Below are 16,518 nucleotides of genomic sequence, written 5' to 3'. Positions count from 1 at the left end.
AGCTACGAGCTACGAGCTACGAGCTACGAGCTACGAGCTACGAGCTACGAGCTACGAGCTACGAGCTACGAGCTACGAGCTGCTCGCATCTCGGCGCTCGCGGCTCGTCCGCTACGAAGGCTTGAAGCTATGTAGCCGCTGCATGGCGTTCGTCCAGTCGCCGGCGGTGGCCTGGGGCAGGGTGGCCAGGCATTCGTCGATGGCGGCGTCGATGGCGGCGCGCTCTGCCTTGCCGGGGCGTCCCAGGACGTATTGGGTCACCTGGCGGGCGTCGCCGGGGTGGCCGATACCCAGGCGCAGTCGATGAAAGCCCTTGTCGTTGCCCAGTGCTCGGACGATGTCGCGCAGGCCGTTATGGCCACCGTGACCGCCACCGGTCTTGTAGCGGGCCGTACCGGGTGGCAGGTCGAGCTCGTCGTGGGCGACCAGCAGTTCGTCGGGCGTCAGCTTGAAGAACTGACTCAGGGCTGCCACTGCACCACCGCTGCGGTTCATGAAGGTGGTGGGCTCGAGCAGGTGCAAGTCCTGGCCGTCCAGGCGGATACGCGCATAACGTCCGAGAAACTTCTTCTCCGGGCGCAGGGTATCGCTGGCGTCGCGAACCAGGGCGTCGATCAGCCAGGCACCGGCGTTGTGGCGAGTGGCTTCGTATTCGGTGCCAGGATTGGCCAGTCCGATGATGGCTTTGACCCGACTCATCTTGGCTGCCTCCAGAAATCGGTGGGCGACAAAAAAAATCAAGCGCCGGAGCGCTTGATTGTGACGCAAGGGCCGCGTCATCGCGCGGCCCTGGGCGGCCCCGAATTACTCGGCGCTGCCCTCGTCCTCTTCGCCCTCGGCGGCGTCGCCAGCTTCGGCATCGTCGTCGTCGCTGCGAACCTTGGCCTGGGTGATGCTCAGCACGGCATTGTCATGGTCTTCGCCATGGGTCAGTGCGACCAGGGTCACGCCGGCCGGCAGGCTCAGGTCGGACAGGTGCAGGGTGGTCCCCAGAGCGACATCGGCGATGTCGACTTCCAGATAGTCCGGCAGGTCCTTCGGCAGGCAGCTGACTTCGACCTCGTTGGAAAGGACGTGGAGTTCGCCGCCCTCATCCTTGATGCTCGTGGCGGTTTCGGCATTCACCACGTGCAGCGGCACGCGCATGGTGATCTCGTGGGTGGCGTCGATGCGCATGAAGTCGGCGTGGGTCACCAGGGGCTTGTAGGGGTGACGCTGGAGGTCACGCACCACAACCTGCTGGGCCTTGCCGTCCACCTCAAGGTTGATCACGGAGGAGAAGAAGGCTTCTTCCTCGAGCGCCTTGTAGAAGGCTGTCTTGTCGACGGCGATTGGTTGAGGTGCCTGTTCGCCACCATAGATGATGGCCGGCACTTGCTCGTTCGCACGACGCAGGCGGCGGCTCGCACCTTTCCCCAGGTCGTCACGAACACTGGCTGTGAGAATGTAATCGGACATGGTATTGCCTCTTGCTTGAAGTAAGGAAGCCATCGTCGTCCGCGACCAGACGGCGATGGTTCCATTCGCTCCGGCGGGCCGGAGCACGTTATCCGCGCGATGCGCTCACGCTGGGCGTCAGTGGAACATCGCGCTGACGGATTCTTCGTTGCTGACCCGGCGGATCGCCTCGGCGATCAAGCCGGCCACGCTGAGTTGGCGAATTCGGCCGCTGCGACGCGCGTGGTCGGACAACGGAATGGTGTCGGCGACGACGACTTCGTCGAGTACCGAGCCGGTGATGTTGTCGACGGCGGGGCCGGAAAGGATCGGGTGGGTGGCATAGGCCACCACGCGGCGCGCACCGTGATCCTTGAGGGCTTCGCCGGCCTTGCACAGCGTGCCGGCGGTGTCGATCATGTCGTCGACCACCACGCAGGTCCGGTCCTGGATCTCGCCGATGATGTGCATCACCTGGGCCTGGTTGGCCTGGGGACGGCGCTTGTCGATGATCGCCAGGTCGGCGTTGAGCTGCTTGGCAATGGCGCGGGCACGCACCACACCGCCGACATCGGGCGAGACCACTACCAGGTCGTCGTAATTCTGGCGCTCGATGTCATCGAGCAGAATCGGCGAGCCGTAGACGTTGTCCACCGGAACGTCGAAGAAGCCCTGGATCTGGTCGGCGTGAAGATCCATGGTCATGACGCGGTCGACCCCGGACTTGACCATCATGTCGGCGACGAGCTTGGCGGAGATCGGCACTCGGGCGGAGCGGACGCGACGATCCTGACGGGCGTAGCCGAAATAGGGAACCACGGCGGTGACCCGGGAGGCGGATGCGCGGCGGAGGGCGTCCACCATCAGGATCAGTTCCATCAGGTTGTCATTGGTCGGCGCGCAGGTGGGCTGCAGGATGAAGACATCCTTGCCGCGCACGTTCTCATTGATCTCGACCGCGACTTCGCCGTCGCTGAACTGCCCGACCGTGGCATGGCCCAATCGGTTATCCAGGCTCTCGGCGACCTTCTGGGCGAGTTCGGGATTGGCGTTCCCGGCGAAAACCATCAATTTTGACACGCGCAGCCACCTTTGCAGTGTTGGGTCTTCAATGTTCGGATCAGTGCCGCTCCAGGCGGGAAATGGCTGGGGTAGCAGGATTCGAACCTGCGCATGCTGATACCAAAAACCAGTGCCTTACCACTTGGCGATACCCCAGCGACCTACCGCACCGGACCGTGTCGCGAGTCGTCCTTCAGGACGCTCGTCGATCCAAGGCATCATGAAGGGGAGAGCGATTCCGGCCTGGCGCCTTGAAGGCATGCCAAGGTTTCGGTATCTCGGCCAGCAGCGCTTCGGCATCTTCTTCCCGTTCCAGTCGGGCGAAGATGCAGGCCCCCGTGCCCGTCAGCATTGACGGTGCCCGTTCGCCCAGCCAATCGAGTGCGCGTGCGACCTCGGGATACAACGTCCTGACCGTCGGTTCGCAGTCGTTTCGCCAGCTCGACGCTCCCCCCTGAAGTGCGCGCGCCATGGTAATCGGGGGGGTATCCCGTGTCAATTCCGGGGCCTTGAAGATGCCTGGCGTGGAGACGCCGATGCCGGGGTGGATGACGACGAACCAGGGCATGTCGAGCTCGACGGGGGTCAGGTGCTCGCCGATACCTTCTCCCCAGGCGGCATGCCCTCTGACGAAGACCGGCACGTCGGCGCCCAGCTCGAGACCGAGGGCGGCCAGGCGCTCCAGTGGCAAGTCGAGGTTCCATAGTCGGTTCAGCCCGAGCAGGGTGGTGGCGGCATCGCTGCTGCCACCGCCGAGACCACCACCCATCGGCAGGTGCTTGTCCAGCGTGATGTGCGCGCCGTTTCGTGTCCCGGAAACGGCCTTGAGTCGATGGGCGGCCCGCAGGACCAGGTTGTCGTCGGTGGGTACGCCCGCCAGGTCGGCATCGAGCCGAATCTTGCCGTCGGTTCGGTGAGCGAATGTCAGGGTGTCGCCATGGCCGAGGAACTGAAAGAGGGTCTGCAGCGCATGGTAGCCGTCATCGCGTCGCCCGATGATGTGCAGCATTCGGTTGAGCTTGGCGGGAGCCGGCAATGTCAGTACTTCCGCCTCAGGCATCCCTATCGAGCTCCGGCTGCCAGCGGGTCACCACCAGGGTGACTTCCAGGTCGTCATAGGTCAGCGTCATCCGGCGCGGCAGCCATAGTTCGCCTGTGTGGGTCCAGTTGCGGTAGACAATGCGCCAGCCGTCCTGCTCGAGCCGTGCCGGGAAACCCAGTTCGTCCCTTTCCATGTGGTGCGGGCGGTCGGCGGCAGGCAGGCCGCGAATCCAGTCGGTCAGGGCGGAGACCGGCAGTGACCAGCCCAGCTCCTGCTCCATCAGGGCCTTCGGGCTTTCGGCTTCGGCTCGGCCTTCGCCGGTGGTCAGCGAAACGCGGCCCTCGCGGCCTTCCAGCACGCTCCGGCCACTGCCGAAGGGACCGCTGAGCAGGATGCGGAAATAGTAGGGGGTCTGATGCCAGTCGAGATTGGCGCTGGTACTGTCCTCGGGAGTGCGCAGGCCGGCCTTGCCTTGCAGCTCCCAATCCTGCAGCTCGGTCAGTCGTTCCTGCTGTGCTTCCCATTGCCCGGAGGCACGCTGCATGTCCGGCGCGGGCGAGCGGCTGGCACAGCCAGCCAGCAGGACCAGCCCCATGGCCAGGCAGGTCAGCCGGATCGAATGATGGCGTCGCATGGTCGCTTCCTTTAGTGTTCGGGCCCGTGCGGGAAGGGCTCATGAGGATAATTCATGGGCGATGGGGTCATTGCGCCAGTTCGGGCAGGCGTTCGAGCAGTTCGTCGATCCGGGGGTGCGTCTCGAAGCGCTGCCGCGACTGCTGGAGCAGCGCCCGTGCCCGTTCGCGCTGGTCCAGGCGCCAGAGTACCTCGATCAGGTGGGCGGCGACTTCCTGGTCGGGCATGCCGGCCCAGGCACGCTCCAGCCAGGGCAGGGCGGCCTCTGGGTCACCCTGGCGATAACGTACCCAGCCCATGCTGTCGAGAATCGCCGGGTTATCGGGGGCCAGGGCGTGAGCGCGCTCGACCAGGTCTCGGGCTTCGTCGAGCCGCCCCTCGATATTGTGGTCTGCCAGGGTATAGCCGAGTGCGTTGAGGGCGTTGGCATTCTCCGGGTCCTGGTCGATCAGGGTTCGCAGGTCGCGCTCCATGGCATCGAGATCACCGTGACGGAAGGCTCGCATGGCTCGCTGGTAGCGCAACTGGGCGTTCTCGGGGTACGTGTCGACCGCTTGGTCAAGCAAGGCATCGGCCTGTGCCCTGGCGCCGGCTTCGTCCAGCAGTTCTGCTTCCAGCGAGAAGAGCCCGGGCGCTTCGTCCGGGTGGCGCAGCCGTTCGATACGCAGGAAGGTGCGGGCATCGCCGGGCCTGTCGCGCTCGAACAGCATGCGGGCGGCGCTGGCCCTGGCGGCCATGAAATTTTCTCCCTCGGGAACCTGGCGGTAGTAGAGGAGGGCGTTATCGGTCTCGCCTTCCTCCTCGGCAATGGCACCGAGCAGCAGGAATACCGTCGGAGGGGTCGAATCGTTGCCGGTCAGGGGGAGGAGAAGGCGACGGGCCGGGTCGGTATGGCCTTCCTCGAGATACAGTTGTGCCAGCGCCAGGCGCAGGTCGGGGCTATCGCCGTGATCCTCGAGCAGCGCATCGGTATTGGCCTCGGCCGCCTCGATATTACCCTGACGCACTTCGGACTGGGCCAGTAACAGGATCAGCCGTGGATCGCCGGGGGTGTACGCCAGGCCGCGCCGCGCCATGGTCTCGGCTCGTGCGGGTGTGTCGGCATCGAGGGCAACGGCGGCACGAATGCGCCAAAGGCTCGGCAGTTCCGGCGTCTCGTCGGCAAGGTCGGAAAGGCGCTGCCGGGCCGAGGCGGTGAGGCCGTTGGCGGCCTCCAGCAGGGCGGTGGCGAGCTCGATGTCATGACGTGACCGAGGGTCGGGTGAGGCGTCCCGGAGTCGAGCCAGCAGCGGGGCGGGTGGCGCACCGGCTTCAAGCGCCGACTCGAGAAAGGGTACGAGCTCGTCGGCGCCGTTACGATCGACGATGTCGAGATGCCGGGCCAGCGCGGTGTCCCAGTCGCCCTTTTGCACAGAGAGGCCGGCCAGCAGGCGAACCGGGGCGGTGTCGGCCGGTGCCAGGTGTTGCCAGCGTTGAGCCGCTTGTTCGAGCAGGTCGGCGTTCTCGCCGAACCGTGCCGCCAGGGCGGCACGCTCGGCCAGATCAGCGGCACCATAGCGTTCGGCGCTTTCGAGGTAGCCGCGGCTGGCGCGACGATAATCTCCACGCTGTCCGGCCAGCTCTGCTACCAGCAGGGTGGAGAGCCCACTGGCGTCGAGCCCCCGTGTAATCGGGGGCGCCTCGGCCAGAGGGTCCTCGTGCGGGGCGTCGGATGGCAATGTCTGGCAACTGCCGAGCATCATCGCCAGGCCAAGAAAGGCGACAGGGTGGCGATGGGCGCGCATCTTGAATAGTCCTCGGGACATGCGAGTCTCGATATGAAGGCCGAGCCGTCAGCATAACGGCTTGTCTTCGTTGGGCAAAGGACATCACGACCAGTGAGTGGGCGCCGTCGACGGATGCGCTGTGGTAGAATGTGGCGCCGTGGCGACGCAATGGGATAGGGTGCCAAGCCATTCCATCACGATGACGACGCCGGCTCACTTTCGCTAAGACACCGACGCATGACGCTTCTTGCCCTGGGAATCAATCACCGTACGGCGACGCTCGAGGTTCGCGAGCGGGTCGCCTTTACGCCGGCGCAGCTCGAGCAGGCGCTGGCTGAACTGCGAGGCCTGCCCGAAGTCCGGGAAGCCGCCGTACTGTCGACCTGTAACCGCACGGAACTCTATTGCGTGACCGACGAAACCGGTGAACGCGCGATATATGAGTGGCTGGGGCGCTTCCATGGCATGGAGGTCGAGGCGCTGACGCACTGCGCCTATCATTTTCTCGATGGCGATGCGGCACGCCACCTGATGCGGGTGGCGGTAGGCCTGGACTCCATGGTGCTGGGGGAGCCGCAGATTCTCGGCCAGCTCAAGGACGCCTATCAGGCCGCACGGCGCGCCAAGGGCATGGGGGGAGAGCTCGAGCGTCTTTTCCAGCATACCTTTGCCGTGGCCAAGCAGGTGCGTACCGAGACCGGCATCGGCCGAAATCCGGTCTCGGTGGCCTATGCCGCGGTCAGCCTGGCCAGCCGTATCTTCGATGATCTGGCGGGTTCCCGGGCACTGCTGATCGGTGCCGGCGAGACGATCGAGCTGGTGGCCCGGCATCTGCATGAAGCGGGGGTGCGCCGGCTGACGGTGGCCAACCGAACCCGTGAGCGGGCCGATCAACTGGCTGCACCGCTCGGCGGTGAAGCGGTCACGCTGGATGCCATTCCCGATGCACTGATCGATGCCGACATCGTGATTACCTCCACGGCCTCGGCACTGCCGATCCTCGGCAAGGGCATGGTCGAGCGGGCCCTCAAGAAGCGCCGGCACCGTCCGGTGTTCATGGTCGATATCGCCGTGCCTCGCGACATCGAGCCGGAGGTGGGAGAGCTGAGCGATGTCTTCCTGTATACCGTCGACGATCTTCAGGAGGTTATCGAGGAGAATCGCCGCCATCGGCAGGTCGCGGCCGATCAGGCCGAGTCATTGATCGAGAGCGGCGTGGGACACTGGCAACATGAGCGCCGATTGCGCGGTGGCGGAGAGCTGATCCGCGACGTTCGTGCCAGGGGCGAGTCGCTGCGCGACGAGGCTCGGGATCAGGCGCTGGCGCGCCTGGCCAAGGGGGAAGACCCCGAGGACGTCGTGCGACGCCTGGCGCATCAGTTGACCAATCGCTTGTTGCATCGCCCCACTCTGGCCCTGCGCGAAGCCGCCTCGGATGACCGCCATGATCTCATGGACGCCGCCGCGACCTTGTTGCTGGACGACACTTCTGACCCATCCCGATAGGACTTGTTGATGAAAGCTTCCCTGCGTCAGCGTCTCGACAGCTTTGCCGAGCGCTTCGAGGAGCTCGCCGCCCTGTTGGCGGATCCCGAGGTGATCGCCGATCAGCCTCGCTTTCGCGACTATTCGCGGGAATATGCCGAGCTCGATGCCCTGGTGGCCGCCTGGCGGGATTATCGTGCCGTGGAGGGTGACCTCGAGGCCGCCGAAGCGCTCGCCGATGATGCCGATGCTGAAATGCGCGAACTGGCCGCATTGGAACGTGATTCGGGGCGGGACAAACTGGAAGCGCTGGAGACACGGCTCAAGCAGCTTCTGGTGCCTCGTGATCCGGATGATGGAGGCAATGTCTTCCTGGAAATTCGCGCCGGTACCGGCGGCGACGAGGCCGCATTGTTCGCCGGCGACCTGTTTCGCATGTATTCCCGCTATGCCGAGCAGCACGGTTGGAAGGTGGAAATCGTCAGCGCCAGTCATGGCGACCAGGGTGGTTTCAAGGAGCTGATTTCCCGGGTCAAGGGCGAGAATGTCTATGCTCGGTTGAAGTTCGAGTCCGGGGCTCATCGCGTACAGCGTGTGCCGGCCACCGAGTCTCAGGGACGCATCCACACCTCGGCCTGCACCGTGGCGGTGATGCCGGAAGCCGCCGAAGTCGGCGAGGTCGATATCGACCCCAATGAGCTGCGCGTGGATACCTTCCGTGCCAGCGGGGCAGGCGGGCAGCACGTCAACACGACCGACTCGGCGATTCGTATCACGCACCTGCCCAGCGGTGTGGTGGTGGAGTGCCAGGAGGAGCGCAGTCAGCACAAGAACCGCGCCAAGGCCATGTCGTTGCTCGCCGCACGACTCAAGCAGGCAGCACAGGATAGCCAGCGTCAGCAACAGGCCGATGAGCGTCGTTCGCTGGTGGGGTCGGGGGATCGCAGCGAGCGAATTCGCACCTACAATTTCCCGCAGGGACGGGTCACCGATCACCGCATCAACCTGACGCTCTACAAGCTTTCCGAGGTGGTCGCTGGTGAAGGACTCGATGATGTCATCGAGCCTCTGATCAACGAATACCAGGCCGAGCAACTGGCCGCCCTGCAACAGGAGGGGTGATGCGCCTGGATATTCTGCTGGTGCAGGCCACCTCGCGGCTTGCCGATGCCGGTTCTCCCAGCGCACGTCTCGATGCCGAGGTGCTGCTGTGTCATGTACTCGGCGTCGATCGCACCTGGCTCTATACCTGGAGCGACCGGGAGACCGGCGTTTTCGAGCAGGCCCGCTTCGAGGCGCTCGTCGCCGCCCGCGAAGCGGGGCAGCCGGTGGCCTACCTCACCGGCGAGCGCGAGTTCTGGGGGCTTCCCCTGCTCACCGGGCCGAGTACCCTGATCCCCCGACCCGACACCGAGACGCTGGTGGCGGCGGCGCTGGCGAGGATGCCCGCTCGCCGCGGTCGAGTGCTGGACCTGGGGTCCGGTACCGGTGCCGTGGCCCTCGCTCTGGCAAGTGAGCGCCCCGACTGGCATGCCGTCGGCATCGATCTCAACCCCGAGGCGGTCACGTTGGCGAGACGCAACGCCGAGCGGCTGGGCATCGCCAATGTCGGTTTTCGGGTCGGCGACTGGTTTTCGACACTCGATACATTCGGTTTTGACATCATTGTCGCCAACCCGCCTTATCTGGCCGACGATGACCCGCACCTGGATCGGGGCGATGTCCGTTTCGAACCGCGCGGCGCTCTGGTCGCCGGCGATCGCGGGCTGGCCGATCTCCACCATCTTGTCGATGCCTCGAGGGGGCGGCTCGCGCCGGGTGGCTGGCTGTTGCTGGAGCATGGTGCCGACCAGGCGGCGGCAATGCGCGAGGTCCTGCGTAGCAAGGGATATCGTGACGTGGCCAGCGAGCGGGATCTGGCGGGGCACGAGCGGGTCAGTTTCGGGCGTTGGCGAGAGGCGGGACGTTGAGAGCCCGGGCTGGAGCCCGTGGGGGCGGCTGTGTTAAACCTGAGGCTAGCAAAAAATGCCATCAGTGGCCGGCTTCGCATGAGTGAATACCAACAATCACCTGTTAAAGGGTGATTTTCAGGTAAAGCTTCTGCCAAGGCGGCAAAGTCCAACGCCCAGCGCGTGTCAGGAAGACAATGAAAACCAAGACTCGCTCGCTAGATCGTATCGACCTCAATATTCTACGTTGCCTGCAGGAGAACGCCCGCATCTCGTATGTGGATCTTGCCTCGCAGGTAGGGCTATCCACCACGCCCTGCCTGGAACGTGTCAAGCGTCTGGAGCGCTCGGGCGTGATACGGGGCTACAAGGCGCTGCTCGATCCGAGAGCACTAAAAGCCAACCTGCTGGTGTTCGTCGAGATCAGCCTGGAGACCCAGTCGCCCGCAGTGTTCGACGAGTTTCGTCGAGCGGTGGCCAAGTTGCCGCAAATCCAGGAATGTCATCTGGTCTCGGGGCAGTTCGACTACATTCTCAAGTGTCGCATTCCCGAGATGTCGGCCTATCGGCAGCTGCTCGGCGATGTGGTGCTGACCCTGCCCGGCGTCAAGGAATCCAAGAGCTATGTGGTGATGGAAGAGGTCAAGGAAGATGTCTCTCTTCATGTGCCCGATATCGAGGAGTTCGACGGCAAGTGAGTCCCATGAATGACGAAGCGCTGCTGCGCTACAGCCGGCAGATCATGCTCGATGCGATCGATATCGAGGGGCAGGAGCGGCTGCTGTCTGGCCATGCCCTGGTGGTCGGCGCCGGCGGGCTCGGCTCGCCGGTAGCGCTGTACCTGGCGGCGGCCGGCCTGGGGCATTTGACGCTGGCCGACGATGACGAGGTGGAACTCTCCAACCTGCAGCGACAGATTGCCCACGGCATGGCCGACATCGGTCGCCCCAAGGCCGACTCGGCCCGTGATGCCGGTCTGGCGCTCAATCCCGATTGCGAGATCGTCGCGCTCACCAGCCGTCTGGACGGTGAGTCCCTGCGTGCGGCGGTGAGTCGAGCCGATGTGGTGCTTGATTGCACTGATCGTTTCGCCAGCCGTTATGCCGTCAACGAGGCCTGCCGGCATGCCGGGGTGCCCCTGGTATCGGGGGCGGCGATCCGCTTTTCCGGACAGCTGGCGGTGTTCGATCCTCGCGACCCGCAATCGCCATGCTATGGCTGCCTCTATCCGCCGGGCGAGGGGAGCGACGATGAACTGCGTTGTGCCGAGAACGGCGTCGTGGCGCCTCTGGTCGGGCTCATCGGCTGCTTCCAGGCGCTGGAAGCGATCAAGCTGGTCAGCGGCGCAGGCAGCGTGCACCGAGGACTTTCCACCTTCGATGGCCTGACCGGGCAATGGCGCCACTTCAAGGTGCCGAGGGACCCCGCCTGTCCGGTATGCAGCGGCTGAATGGCATGGCGGTGCCGCCCCGTGTCTGCCTGTGATACCTGTCCACGCCACCGGTCTCGTCGGGTCATCCACCCATCAAGGGCGGGCCGGCAAGGTTTCCCTGGCTATCTTGGTGGTCGTGATGGTGTTTACTTGACGCCTCTCAGGGGTGGTGTTGATAGGGTGTCATTCGAATTGGAAACAAAAGTCCCTTTTTCAGGCGTAGACAGCTAAAAATAAAGGTGTTTTTTACGCCGTGGACTCGATGCTGTTTCGGAAGACGTTGTTGTTTCGTTATTGAATACTTGACATTAAACGCACTGCTGGTGTCAAACTGAAGCTGTCCCGATCGGCCCAGACCGTCGGGGTCGATGAACAACAACGAGCGCACCGCGCACCGAACAGGCTGACTGTATGAAGACTTCCGCGCTACACGAGCGCCCCGCCTCCTGGTACCGCGATTCCATCGCCGTCGAACTCGATTCCCACGGTTCTCTCGAAGATGACCTGCATGCCGATGTCTGCGTGATCGGCGGTGGCGTCACCGGCTGCTCGGCAGCGTTGCATCTGGCCGAGCGGGGATATTCGGTCGTGTTGCTGGAGGCCGAGGACATTGGCCACGGCGCTTCCGGGCGCAGCGGCGGCCAGATCCTGCCTGGCCTCGGCACCGACATTGCCACGATCGAGCGCGCGCTGGGGCTTCAGAGCGCCCGGCTCATCTGGGAAATGAGCCGCGAGGCGGTACGGCTCACCGCCGAGCTGGTCGAACGTCATGACATTCCCTGCGAACTGGCCTGGGGCTATCTCCATGCGGCGGTCAAACCACGTCATGTCCGAGAGCTGGAGGCGTTTCGCGAGGAACTGAGCGGCAAGTACGGGTACGAGGCGCTGGAGTGGCTGGAAGGAGAAGCACTGCGCGACCATGTGGTGACCGATGCCTATCCTGCTGCCCTGCATGACAGGGAAGGCGGCCACTTGCATCCCCTCAACTACACGCTGGGCCTGGCACGCGCTGCCCAGCGAGCCGGTGTTCGCCTGTATTCGCAGAGTGCCGTCAGAGAAATCCGACGCGGTGAGCCGGCCGTCGTGGTCACCGACAGGGGATGCGTCACGGCCGACGTCGTGGTGATGGGCACCAACGCCTATCAGGCCGGCCTGGTACCGGAACTGTCGGGGCGCATCATGCGCGCTGCCAACTACATGATCGCCACCGCGCCCCTGAGCGAAGAACAGGCCGCCCAGGTGTTGCCTCGCGGCGATGCCTTGTCCGATGCCAACTTCGTGCTCGATTATTACCGCCTGTCGTCGGACCGTCGCCTCATCTATGGCGGCGAGGTCAGCTACGATGGACGTGAGCCTCCGAATCTTCAGGCGCGCATGGACGCCAAGATCGCCAGGCTCTTTCCGGTGCTCGAGGGCGTGCCCATCGAGTACCGCTGGGGCGGTGATGTGGCCATTACCCTCAATCGGGCGCCGGATTTCGGCCGCCTGGATGACAACCTCTTCTACGCCCAGGGCTATTCGGGTCACGGCATGGCCATGGCGGGGCTCGCCGGCAAACTGATCAGCGACGCCATCGCCGGCCAGAGCGAGGGCTTCGATACCTTTGCCGCCATGCCGCATCGACACTTTCCCGGGGGGCGGCTGTTGCGCAAGCCGTTGCTGGTGCTGGCCACCCAGTTCTATAAACTTCGCGATCGCCTCTGAGCGAGGCCACCGACCAACGAAGAGGGCACCTCCATGAGCGATACCATTGCGGCGGACACCGCGAACCAGACGGGTGTGACACCGACGGCGGAGAGGCCGCGGCAAGAGGCGCCGAGTCGCAAGGCTTCTGCCATCGAGCTTCGCGGTCTGCACAAACGGTTCGGTCGAGACACCGTGGCGCTGGATGGGGTCGACCTGCATATCCAGGCCGGCGAGTTCTTTACCCTGCTGGGGCCTTCCGGTTGTGGCAAGACGACCCTGTTGCGCATTCTCGCCGGCCTCGAGGCTCCCGACCAGGGGACCCTGGTGGTGGGCGGCAAGGAGCTTACCGAGGTGCCACCGCACCGGCGCAGCGTCAATACCGTCTTCCAGTCCTATGCGCTCTTCCCGCATCTCTCGGTACGCGAAAACCTGGCCTTCGGTCTCAAGATGCGCGGCCTGCCGGCGGCGGAGCGTAATGCCAAGGTCGATGAGATCGCGGCCTTCATCAAGCTGGGGGACCTGGTCGATCGGCGCGTCGACCAGCTTTCGGGGGGGCAGCGTCAGCGTATCGCCCTGGCGCGGGCGCTGGTCTGCGAGCCGGATGTCCTGCTGCTCGACGAACCCCTGTCGGCGCTCGATGCCGGCCTGCGTGCTCAGCTTCAGGTCGAGTTGCAGCGCCTGCAGAAGAAACTGGGCATGACCTTCGTGTTCGTGACCCACGACCAGGATGAGGCGATGGTCATGTCGGATCGCATCGCCGTGCTCGATGGCGGCAATATCCAACAGGTCGGGGCGCCCGACGAGGTCTATGAGCGTCCGGCCAATGCCTTCGTGGCTCGTTTCATGGGCCATGACAATCTGTTCGCCATTCAGCGCAGCGAAGACGATTGGGTGGAGACTGAAATCGGCCGGTTGAGGCTGGTTCCCGATGAGCAGCGCGATGGTGCCGAGGGATGGCTCCTGGTGCGGCCTGAGACGCTGGAGCTCGGGCCCGAGGTGCCGGAGGGCTACAACCGAATGATAGGCATCGTGCGTGAGCGCCTGTATCGCGGCAGCCGCATCGAATATCGACTCGAGGTCAACGGGCAGATGCTGATGGCCGTGGCCAGCAATCTGGGCCAGCGGGTACATCGGGAGGGCGACGAAGTGACCATCAGCGTCTGCCCGGAAGACCTGGTCAGGGTCGCTGCCTGAGGAGGGTATCATGGCCGAAATATCTCAACACGCGATGCGCCGCAGAGCCGTGGTCGGCGAAATGCGCCACCTGCTGTTCAGCGTCACGCCCGGCGCCGCCTGGATCGTCATTTTCCTGGTATTGCCCAGTGCCTATCTGATGGGCGTGGCCTTCATGACCAACGGCCCTTACGGCCTGCCACAGATGCCTCTGACCCTGGATGCCTTCGAGCGCCTGGCCGGGTTCGGCTTCCTCGGCTGGAGCCCGGGCAATCTCTATACGCTGTTGCGCTCGCTGTGGCAGACCCTGCTCTCCACGACCCTGGTGGTGCTGGTGGCTTATCCCATTGCCTATTACATCACCACCTGTCGAGAACGGTGGCGCCCGATCATGCTGCTGGCGGTGGTGGTACCGTCCTGGACCAATCAGGTGATTCGCACCTTCGGCTGGATGAACCTGCTGGCGCCGGGCACGCCCTTGTCGGAGCTGGCCGAAGGCCTCGGTCTGATCGCGCCCAACATGGGGCTCTATCCCTCCAATTTCGCGGTCACCCTGGGACTGGTCTACAACTTTCTGCCGTTCATGGTGCTGCCGCTCTACGCAGCCTTCGAGAAGCTTGACACCGCCCAGGTGGAGGCCGCACAGGATCTTTACGCCTCACCAATGCGAGCCTTCTGGCATGCGGTCTTCCCGCAGACCCTGCCGGGACTGCTGGCGGGTATCGTGCTGGTGGCCATTCCGGCATTCGGCATGTACGTGATTCCCGAACTGCTGGGTGGTGGCAAGGGCATGATGCTGGGCAACCTGGTGGCCACTCAGTTCTCGGGCGGTTCCAACTGGCCGTTGGGGGCGGCCGGCGCGATCCTGATGTTGATCGCGACCTTCATCGGGCTCTTTGCCATGCGTCGTATCGGCAAGCGCCTGGGTGGCGGTGAGGAGGTGGTGATATGAACAAGCGCGCGTTGAAACGTGGTCTGACCGGCTTCTGGTGGTTGACCCTGTGCTTTCTCTATCTGCCCTTGGCGGTGGTCGTGCTGTTCTCTTTCAATGCCGCCAACAGCTCGGCCAGTTTCTCCGGGATCTCGCTGCGCTGGTATCAGCGCCTGCTGGGCAACGAGCAGATCCTGTCGGCCTTTGCCAACAGCATGGTACTGGCCATTGTTTCCTCGGTGATCGCCCTGGTCATCGGTTGCCTGATCGGCTATGGCATGTACCGCCATCGTCACCGCAAGCTCGGCTGGCTGATCGTGCTGATCTATTTGCCGATCGTGCTGCCGGATATCGTCTTCGGTATCTCCGAGATGGCCTTCTTCGTTCAGGTTCACGAGGCCACTGGCCTGTTGAAACCAGGGTTGGGGACCATGATCATCGCCCATGTGACCTTCCAGATTCCCTTCGTGGCGCTGATCGTCTATTCACGTTTTGTGGGGCTCGATCCGACACTCTTCGAAGCCGCCAAGGACCTGTATGCCACGCCGTTCAAGCGGGTGCTGCACTTCATGCTGCCGACCATCAAGCCGGCATTGATTTCGGCTTTTTTCCTGTCCTTTACGCTGTCCATCGATGACTTCGTCATCAGCTTCTTCACGGCGGGACCGGAAAGCGCGACCCTGCCGATCTATATCTGGGGCGCGATCAAGAAAGGGGTATCACCGGAGATCAATGCCATTGCGTCCTTGATGATCGCCGCCGTGGCCGTCGCCGCCATCCTGAGTCTGTTCTTCAGCCGTCGCCGGCAGGCCTGAGCCGGCATTACCACCATCGAGGGTAACGAGGAGTCCATCATGAAAATCAACAAGACGACACTGGCCCTGTCCCTAGGAAGCCTGGTTCTGGCCGGACAGGTACAGGCACAGGAAAACAAGCTGTACCTGTTCAACTGGACCGAGTACATGGATCCCGCGATCATCGAAGCCTTCGAGGAGAAATACGATGTCGAGGTGGTCCAGAATTACTTCAACTCCAATCCGGAGATGTTCGCCAAACTCAACGCCGGTGGCGCTTCCCAGTACGACGTCATCGTACCGTCGAACTATTACATTCCACGTCTGATCGAGACGGGGCTGGTCAAGGAGCTCGACAAGTCGAAGCTCGATAACCTCGACAACGTCATGGAGCAGTTCGCCGACCCGTCATATGATCCCGGGGCACGCTATTCTGCACCCTATCAGTGGGGGGTGACCGGGATCATCTATAACACCGAGACCTTTCCCGATGCTCCCAAGAGCTGGTCATTGCTTTTCGATTCCGAGGTCAATTCGCAACATCCCTTTGGCCTGATGGGCGATGGCCAGGTCAATATGGGGGGAGCCTGCGCCTATCTTGGCCATGGTTACGACTGTACCTCCATGGAGGCCTGGCGAGAGGCCGCGAAGCTGCTCATCGAGACCAAGAACCGCGATACTTTCAGTGGCTTTACCGACGGTACGCCGGCTCTTCAGCAACTGGCTCGTGGGGTGACCCATGCGGGGCTTTCCTACAATGGCGATTTCCTGTTCTACAAGGGAGAAAACCCTGATGCCTTCGAGAAGATGGAATTCATGATTCCCGATGAAGGTGCCGAGATGTGGGTGGACGCCATGATGATTCCCAAGGAGGCGCCGAATCCCGACATGGCCTACAAGTTCATCGATTTCATTCTCGATGCCGAGATTGGTGCCCAGCTTTCCAACTACAACTACTATGCCAGCCCCAACGCTGCGGCCCGTCCCTACCTTGACGAGGTGTTGACCCAACCCCCGGTCCAGCCAAGTGAAGCGGATATGGAGCGACTGCGCTTCACGCCGACCCTGGAAGGGGAAAAGCTGCAGACGTTCCAGCAGCTGTGGTCGGAAGTGAAGTCGCGTTGATGC

Annotated in this window: 16 protein-coding genes and 1 tRNA gene; 10 read left to right on the top strand and 7 right to left on the bottom strand. The window is 63.5% G+C overall.

Translation table 11 applies throughout. From position 1 onward, the window contains the following. Window positions 1-111 precede the first annotated feature (111 nt). From pth to RSO41_RS15800, 7 genes are all read right to left on the bottom strand, one after another. Window positions 112-699 carry an aminoacyl-tRNA hydrolase gene (pth, locus tag RSO41_RS15830; RefSeq protein ID WP_315620161.1) on the bottom strand — a complete coding sequence of 196 codons (588 nt, stop codon included), beginning with the start codon at window positions 697-699 and terminating at the stop codon, window positions 112-114. A 105-nt stretch (window positions 700-804) separates the two neighbouring features. Next, window positions 805-1,458: a 50S ribosomal protein L25/general stress protein Ctc gene (locus RSO41_RS15825; RefSeq protein ID WP_315620159.1), complete on the bottom strand. Its 654-nt coding sequence runs from the start codon at window positions 1,456-1,458 to the stop codon at window positions 805-807. 117 nt (window positions 1,459-1,575) lie between these two features. Beyond that, entirely contained in the window at window positions 1,576-2,517 is a 942-nt protein-coding gene (locus tag RSO41_RS15820; protein WP_275287138.1) for a ribose-phosphate pyrophosphokinase, read from the bottom strand. 63 nt (window positions 2,518-2,580) lie between these two features. After that, window positions 2,581-2,655 (bottom strand) — tRNA-Gln (locus tag RSO41_RS15815). Between the two features lie 37 nt (window positions 2,656-2,692). Then, window positions 2,693-3,559, bottom strand: coding sequence for a 4-(cytidine 5'-diphospho)-2-C-methyl-D-erythritol kinase (gene ispE, locus RSO41_RS15810; RefSeq protein WP_315620158.1), 867 nt, complete (start codon window positions 3,557-3,559; stop codon window positions 2,693-2,695). Next, on the bottom strand, window positions 3,552-4,175 hold the full coding sequence (gene lolB, locus RSO41_RS15805) for a lipoprotein insertase outer membrane protein LolB (protein ID WP_315620157.1): 624 nt from the start codon (window positions 4,173-4,175) through the stop codon (window positions 3,552-3,554). The genes ispE and lolB overlap by 8 nt, the downstream gene beginning before the upstream one ends. 67 nt (window positions 4,176-4,242) lie before the next feature. Next, window positions 4,243-5,979, bottom strand: coding sequence for a tetratricopeptide repeat protein (locus tag RSO41_RS15800; RefSeq protein ID WP_315620156.1), 1,737 nt, complete (start codon window positions 5,977-5,979; stop codon window positions 4,243-4,245). Window positions 5,980-6,177: 198 nt separating this feature from the next. Between RSO41_RS15800 and hemA the strand changes: the two genes are divergently transcribed. The 10 genes from hemA (at window position 6,178) to RSO41_RS15750 (ending at window position 16,515) form a co-directional block, all read left to right on the top strand. Next, window positions 6,178-7,446 carry a glutamyl-tRNA reductase gene (gene hemA / locus RSO41_RS15795; protein ID WP_315620155.1) on the top strand — a complete coding sequence of 423 codons (1,269 nt, stop codon included), beginning with the start codon at window positions 6,178-6,180 and terminating at the stop codon, window positions 7,444-7,446. A gap of 9 nt (window positions 7,447-7,455) precedes the next feature. Further along, on the top strand, window positions 7,456-8,547 hold the full coding sequence (prfA, locus tag RSO41_RS15790; RefSeq protein ID WP_315620154.1) for a peptide chain release factor 1: 1,092 nt from the start codon (window positions 7,456-7,458) through the stop codon (window positions 8,545-8,547). Continuing rightward, window positions 8,547-9,395, top strand: coding sequence for a peptide chain release factor N(5)-glutamine methyltransferase (prmC, locus tag RSO41_RS15785; protein ID WP_315620153.1), 849 nt, complete (start codon window positions 8,547-8,549; stop codon window positions 9,393-9,395). Before prfA ends, prmC begins: the two co-directional genes overlap by 1 nt. Before the next feature lie 176 nt (window positions 9,396-9,571). Then, window positions 9,572-10,072 carry an Lrp/AsnC ligand binding domain-containing protein gene (locus RSO41_RS15780; RefSeq protein ID WP_275287131.1) on the top strand — a complete coding sequence of 167 codons (501 nt, stop codon included), beginning with the start codon at window positions 9,572-9,574 and terminating at the stop codon, window positions 10,070-10,072. A gap of 5 nt (window positions 10,073-10,077) precedes the next feature. Then, complete coding sequence (locus RSO41_RS15775; protein WP_315620152.1) at window positions 10,078-10,824, top strand: molybdopterin-synthase adenylyltransferase MoeB; 747 nt, start codon at window positions 10,078-10,080, stop codon at window positions 10,822-10,824. A gap of 393 nt (window positions 10,825-11,217) precedes the next feature. After that, window positions 11,218-12,510, top strand: a complete 1,293-nt coding sequence (locus RSO41_RS15770; RefSeq protein WP_315620151.1) for an FAD-binding oxidoreductase — start codon at window positions 11,218-11,220, stop codon at window positions 12,508-12,510. A gap of 33 nt (window positions 12,511-12,543) precedes the next feature. After that, window positions 12,544-13,686, top strand: a complete 1,143-nt coding sequence (locus RSO41_RS15765; RefSeq protein WP_315620150.1) for an ABC transporter ATP-binding protein — start codon at window positions 12,544-12,546, stop codon at window positions 13,684-13,686. A 10-nt stretch (window positions 13,687-13,696) separates the two neighbouring features. Then, the gene (locus RSO41_RS15760; RefSeq protein WP_315620149.1) at window positions 13,697-14,617 is read left to right on the top strand and encodes an ABC transporter permease; all 921 of its coding nucleotides are present in this window, start codon (window positions 13,697-13,699) and stop codon (window positions 14,615-14,617) included. Then, window positions 14,614-15,411: an ABC transporter permease gene (locus RSO41_RS15755; protein WP_315620148.1), complete on the top strand. Its 798-nt coding sequence runs from the start codon at window positions 14,614-14,616 to the stop codon at window positions 15,409-15,411. The genes RSO41_RS15760 and RSO41_RS15755 overlap by 4 nt, the downstream gene beginning before the upstream one ends. Window positions 15,412-15,450: 39 nt before the next feature. Beyond that, complete coding sequence (locus RSO41_RS15750) at window positions 15,451-16,515, top strand: spermidine/putrescine ABC transporter substrate-binding protein (protein ID WP_315620147.1); 1,065 nt, start codon at window positions 15,451-15,453, stop codon at window positions 16,513-16,515. Window positions 16,516-16,518 lie beyond the last annotated feature (3 nt).

The sequence above is a fragment of the Halomonas sp. I1 genome (assembly GCF_032334135.1).
Taxonomy (GTDB): domain Bacteria; phylum Pseudomonadota; class Gammaproteobacteria; order Pseudomonadales; family Halomonadaceae; genus Halomonas.
Note: the sequence above shows the minus strand (reverse complement) of the source record. Positions and strands in the feature narration are given on the sequence as shown.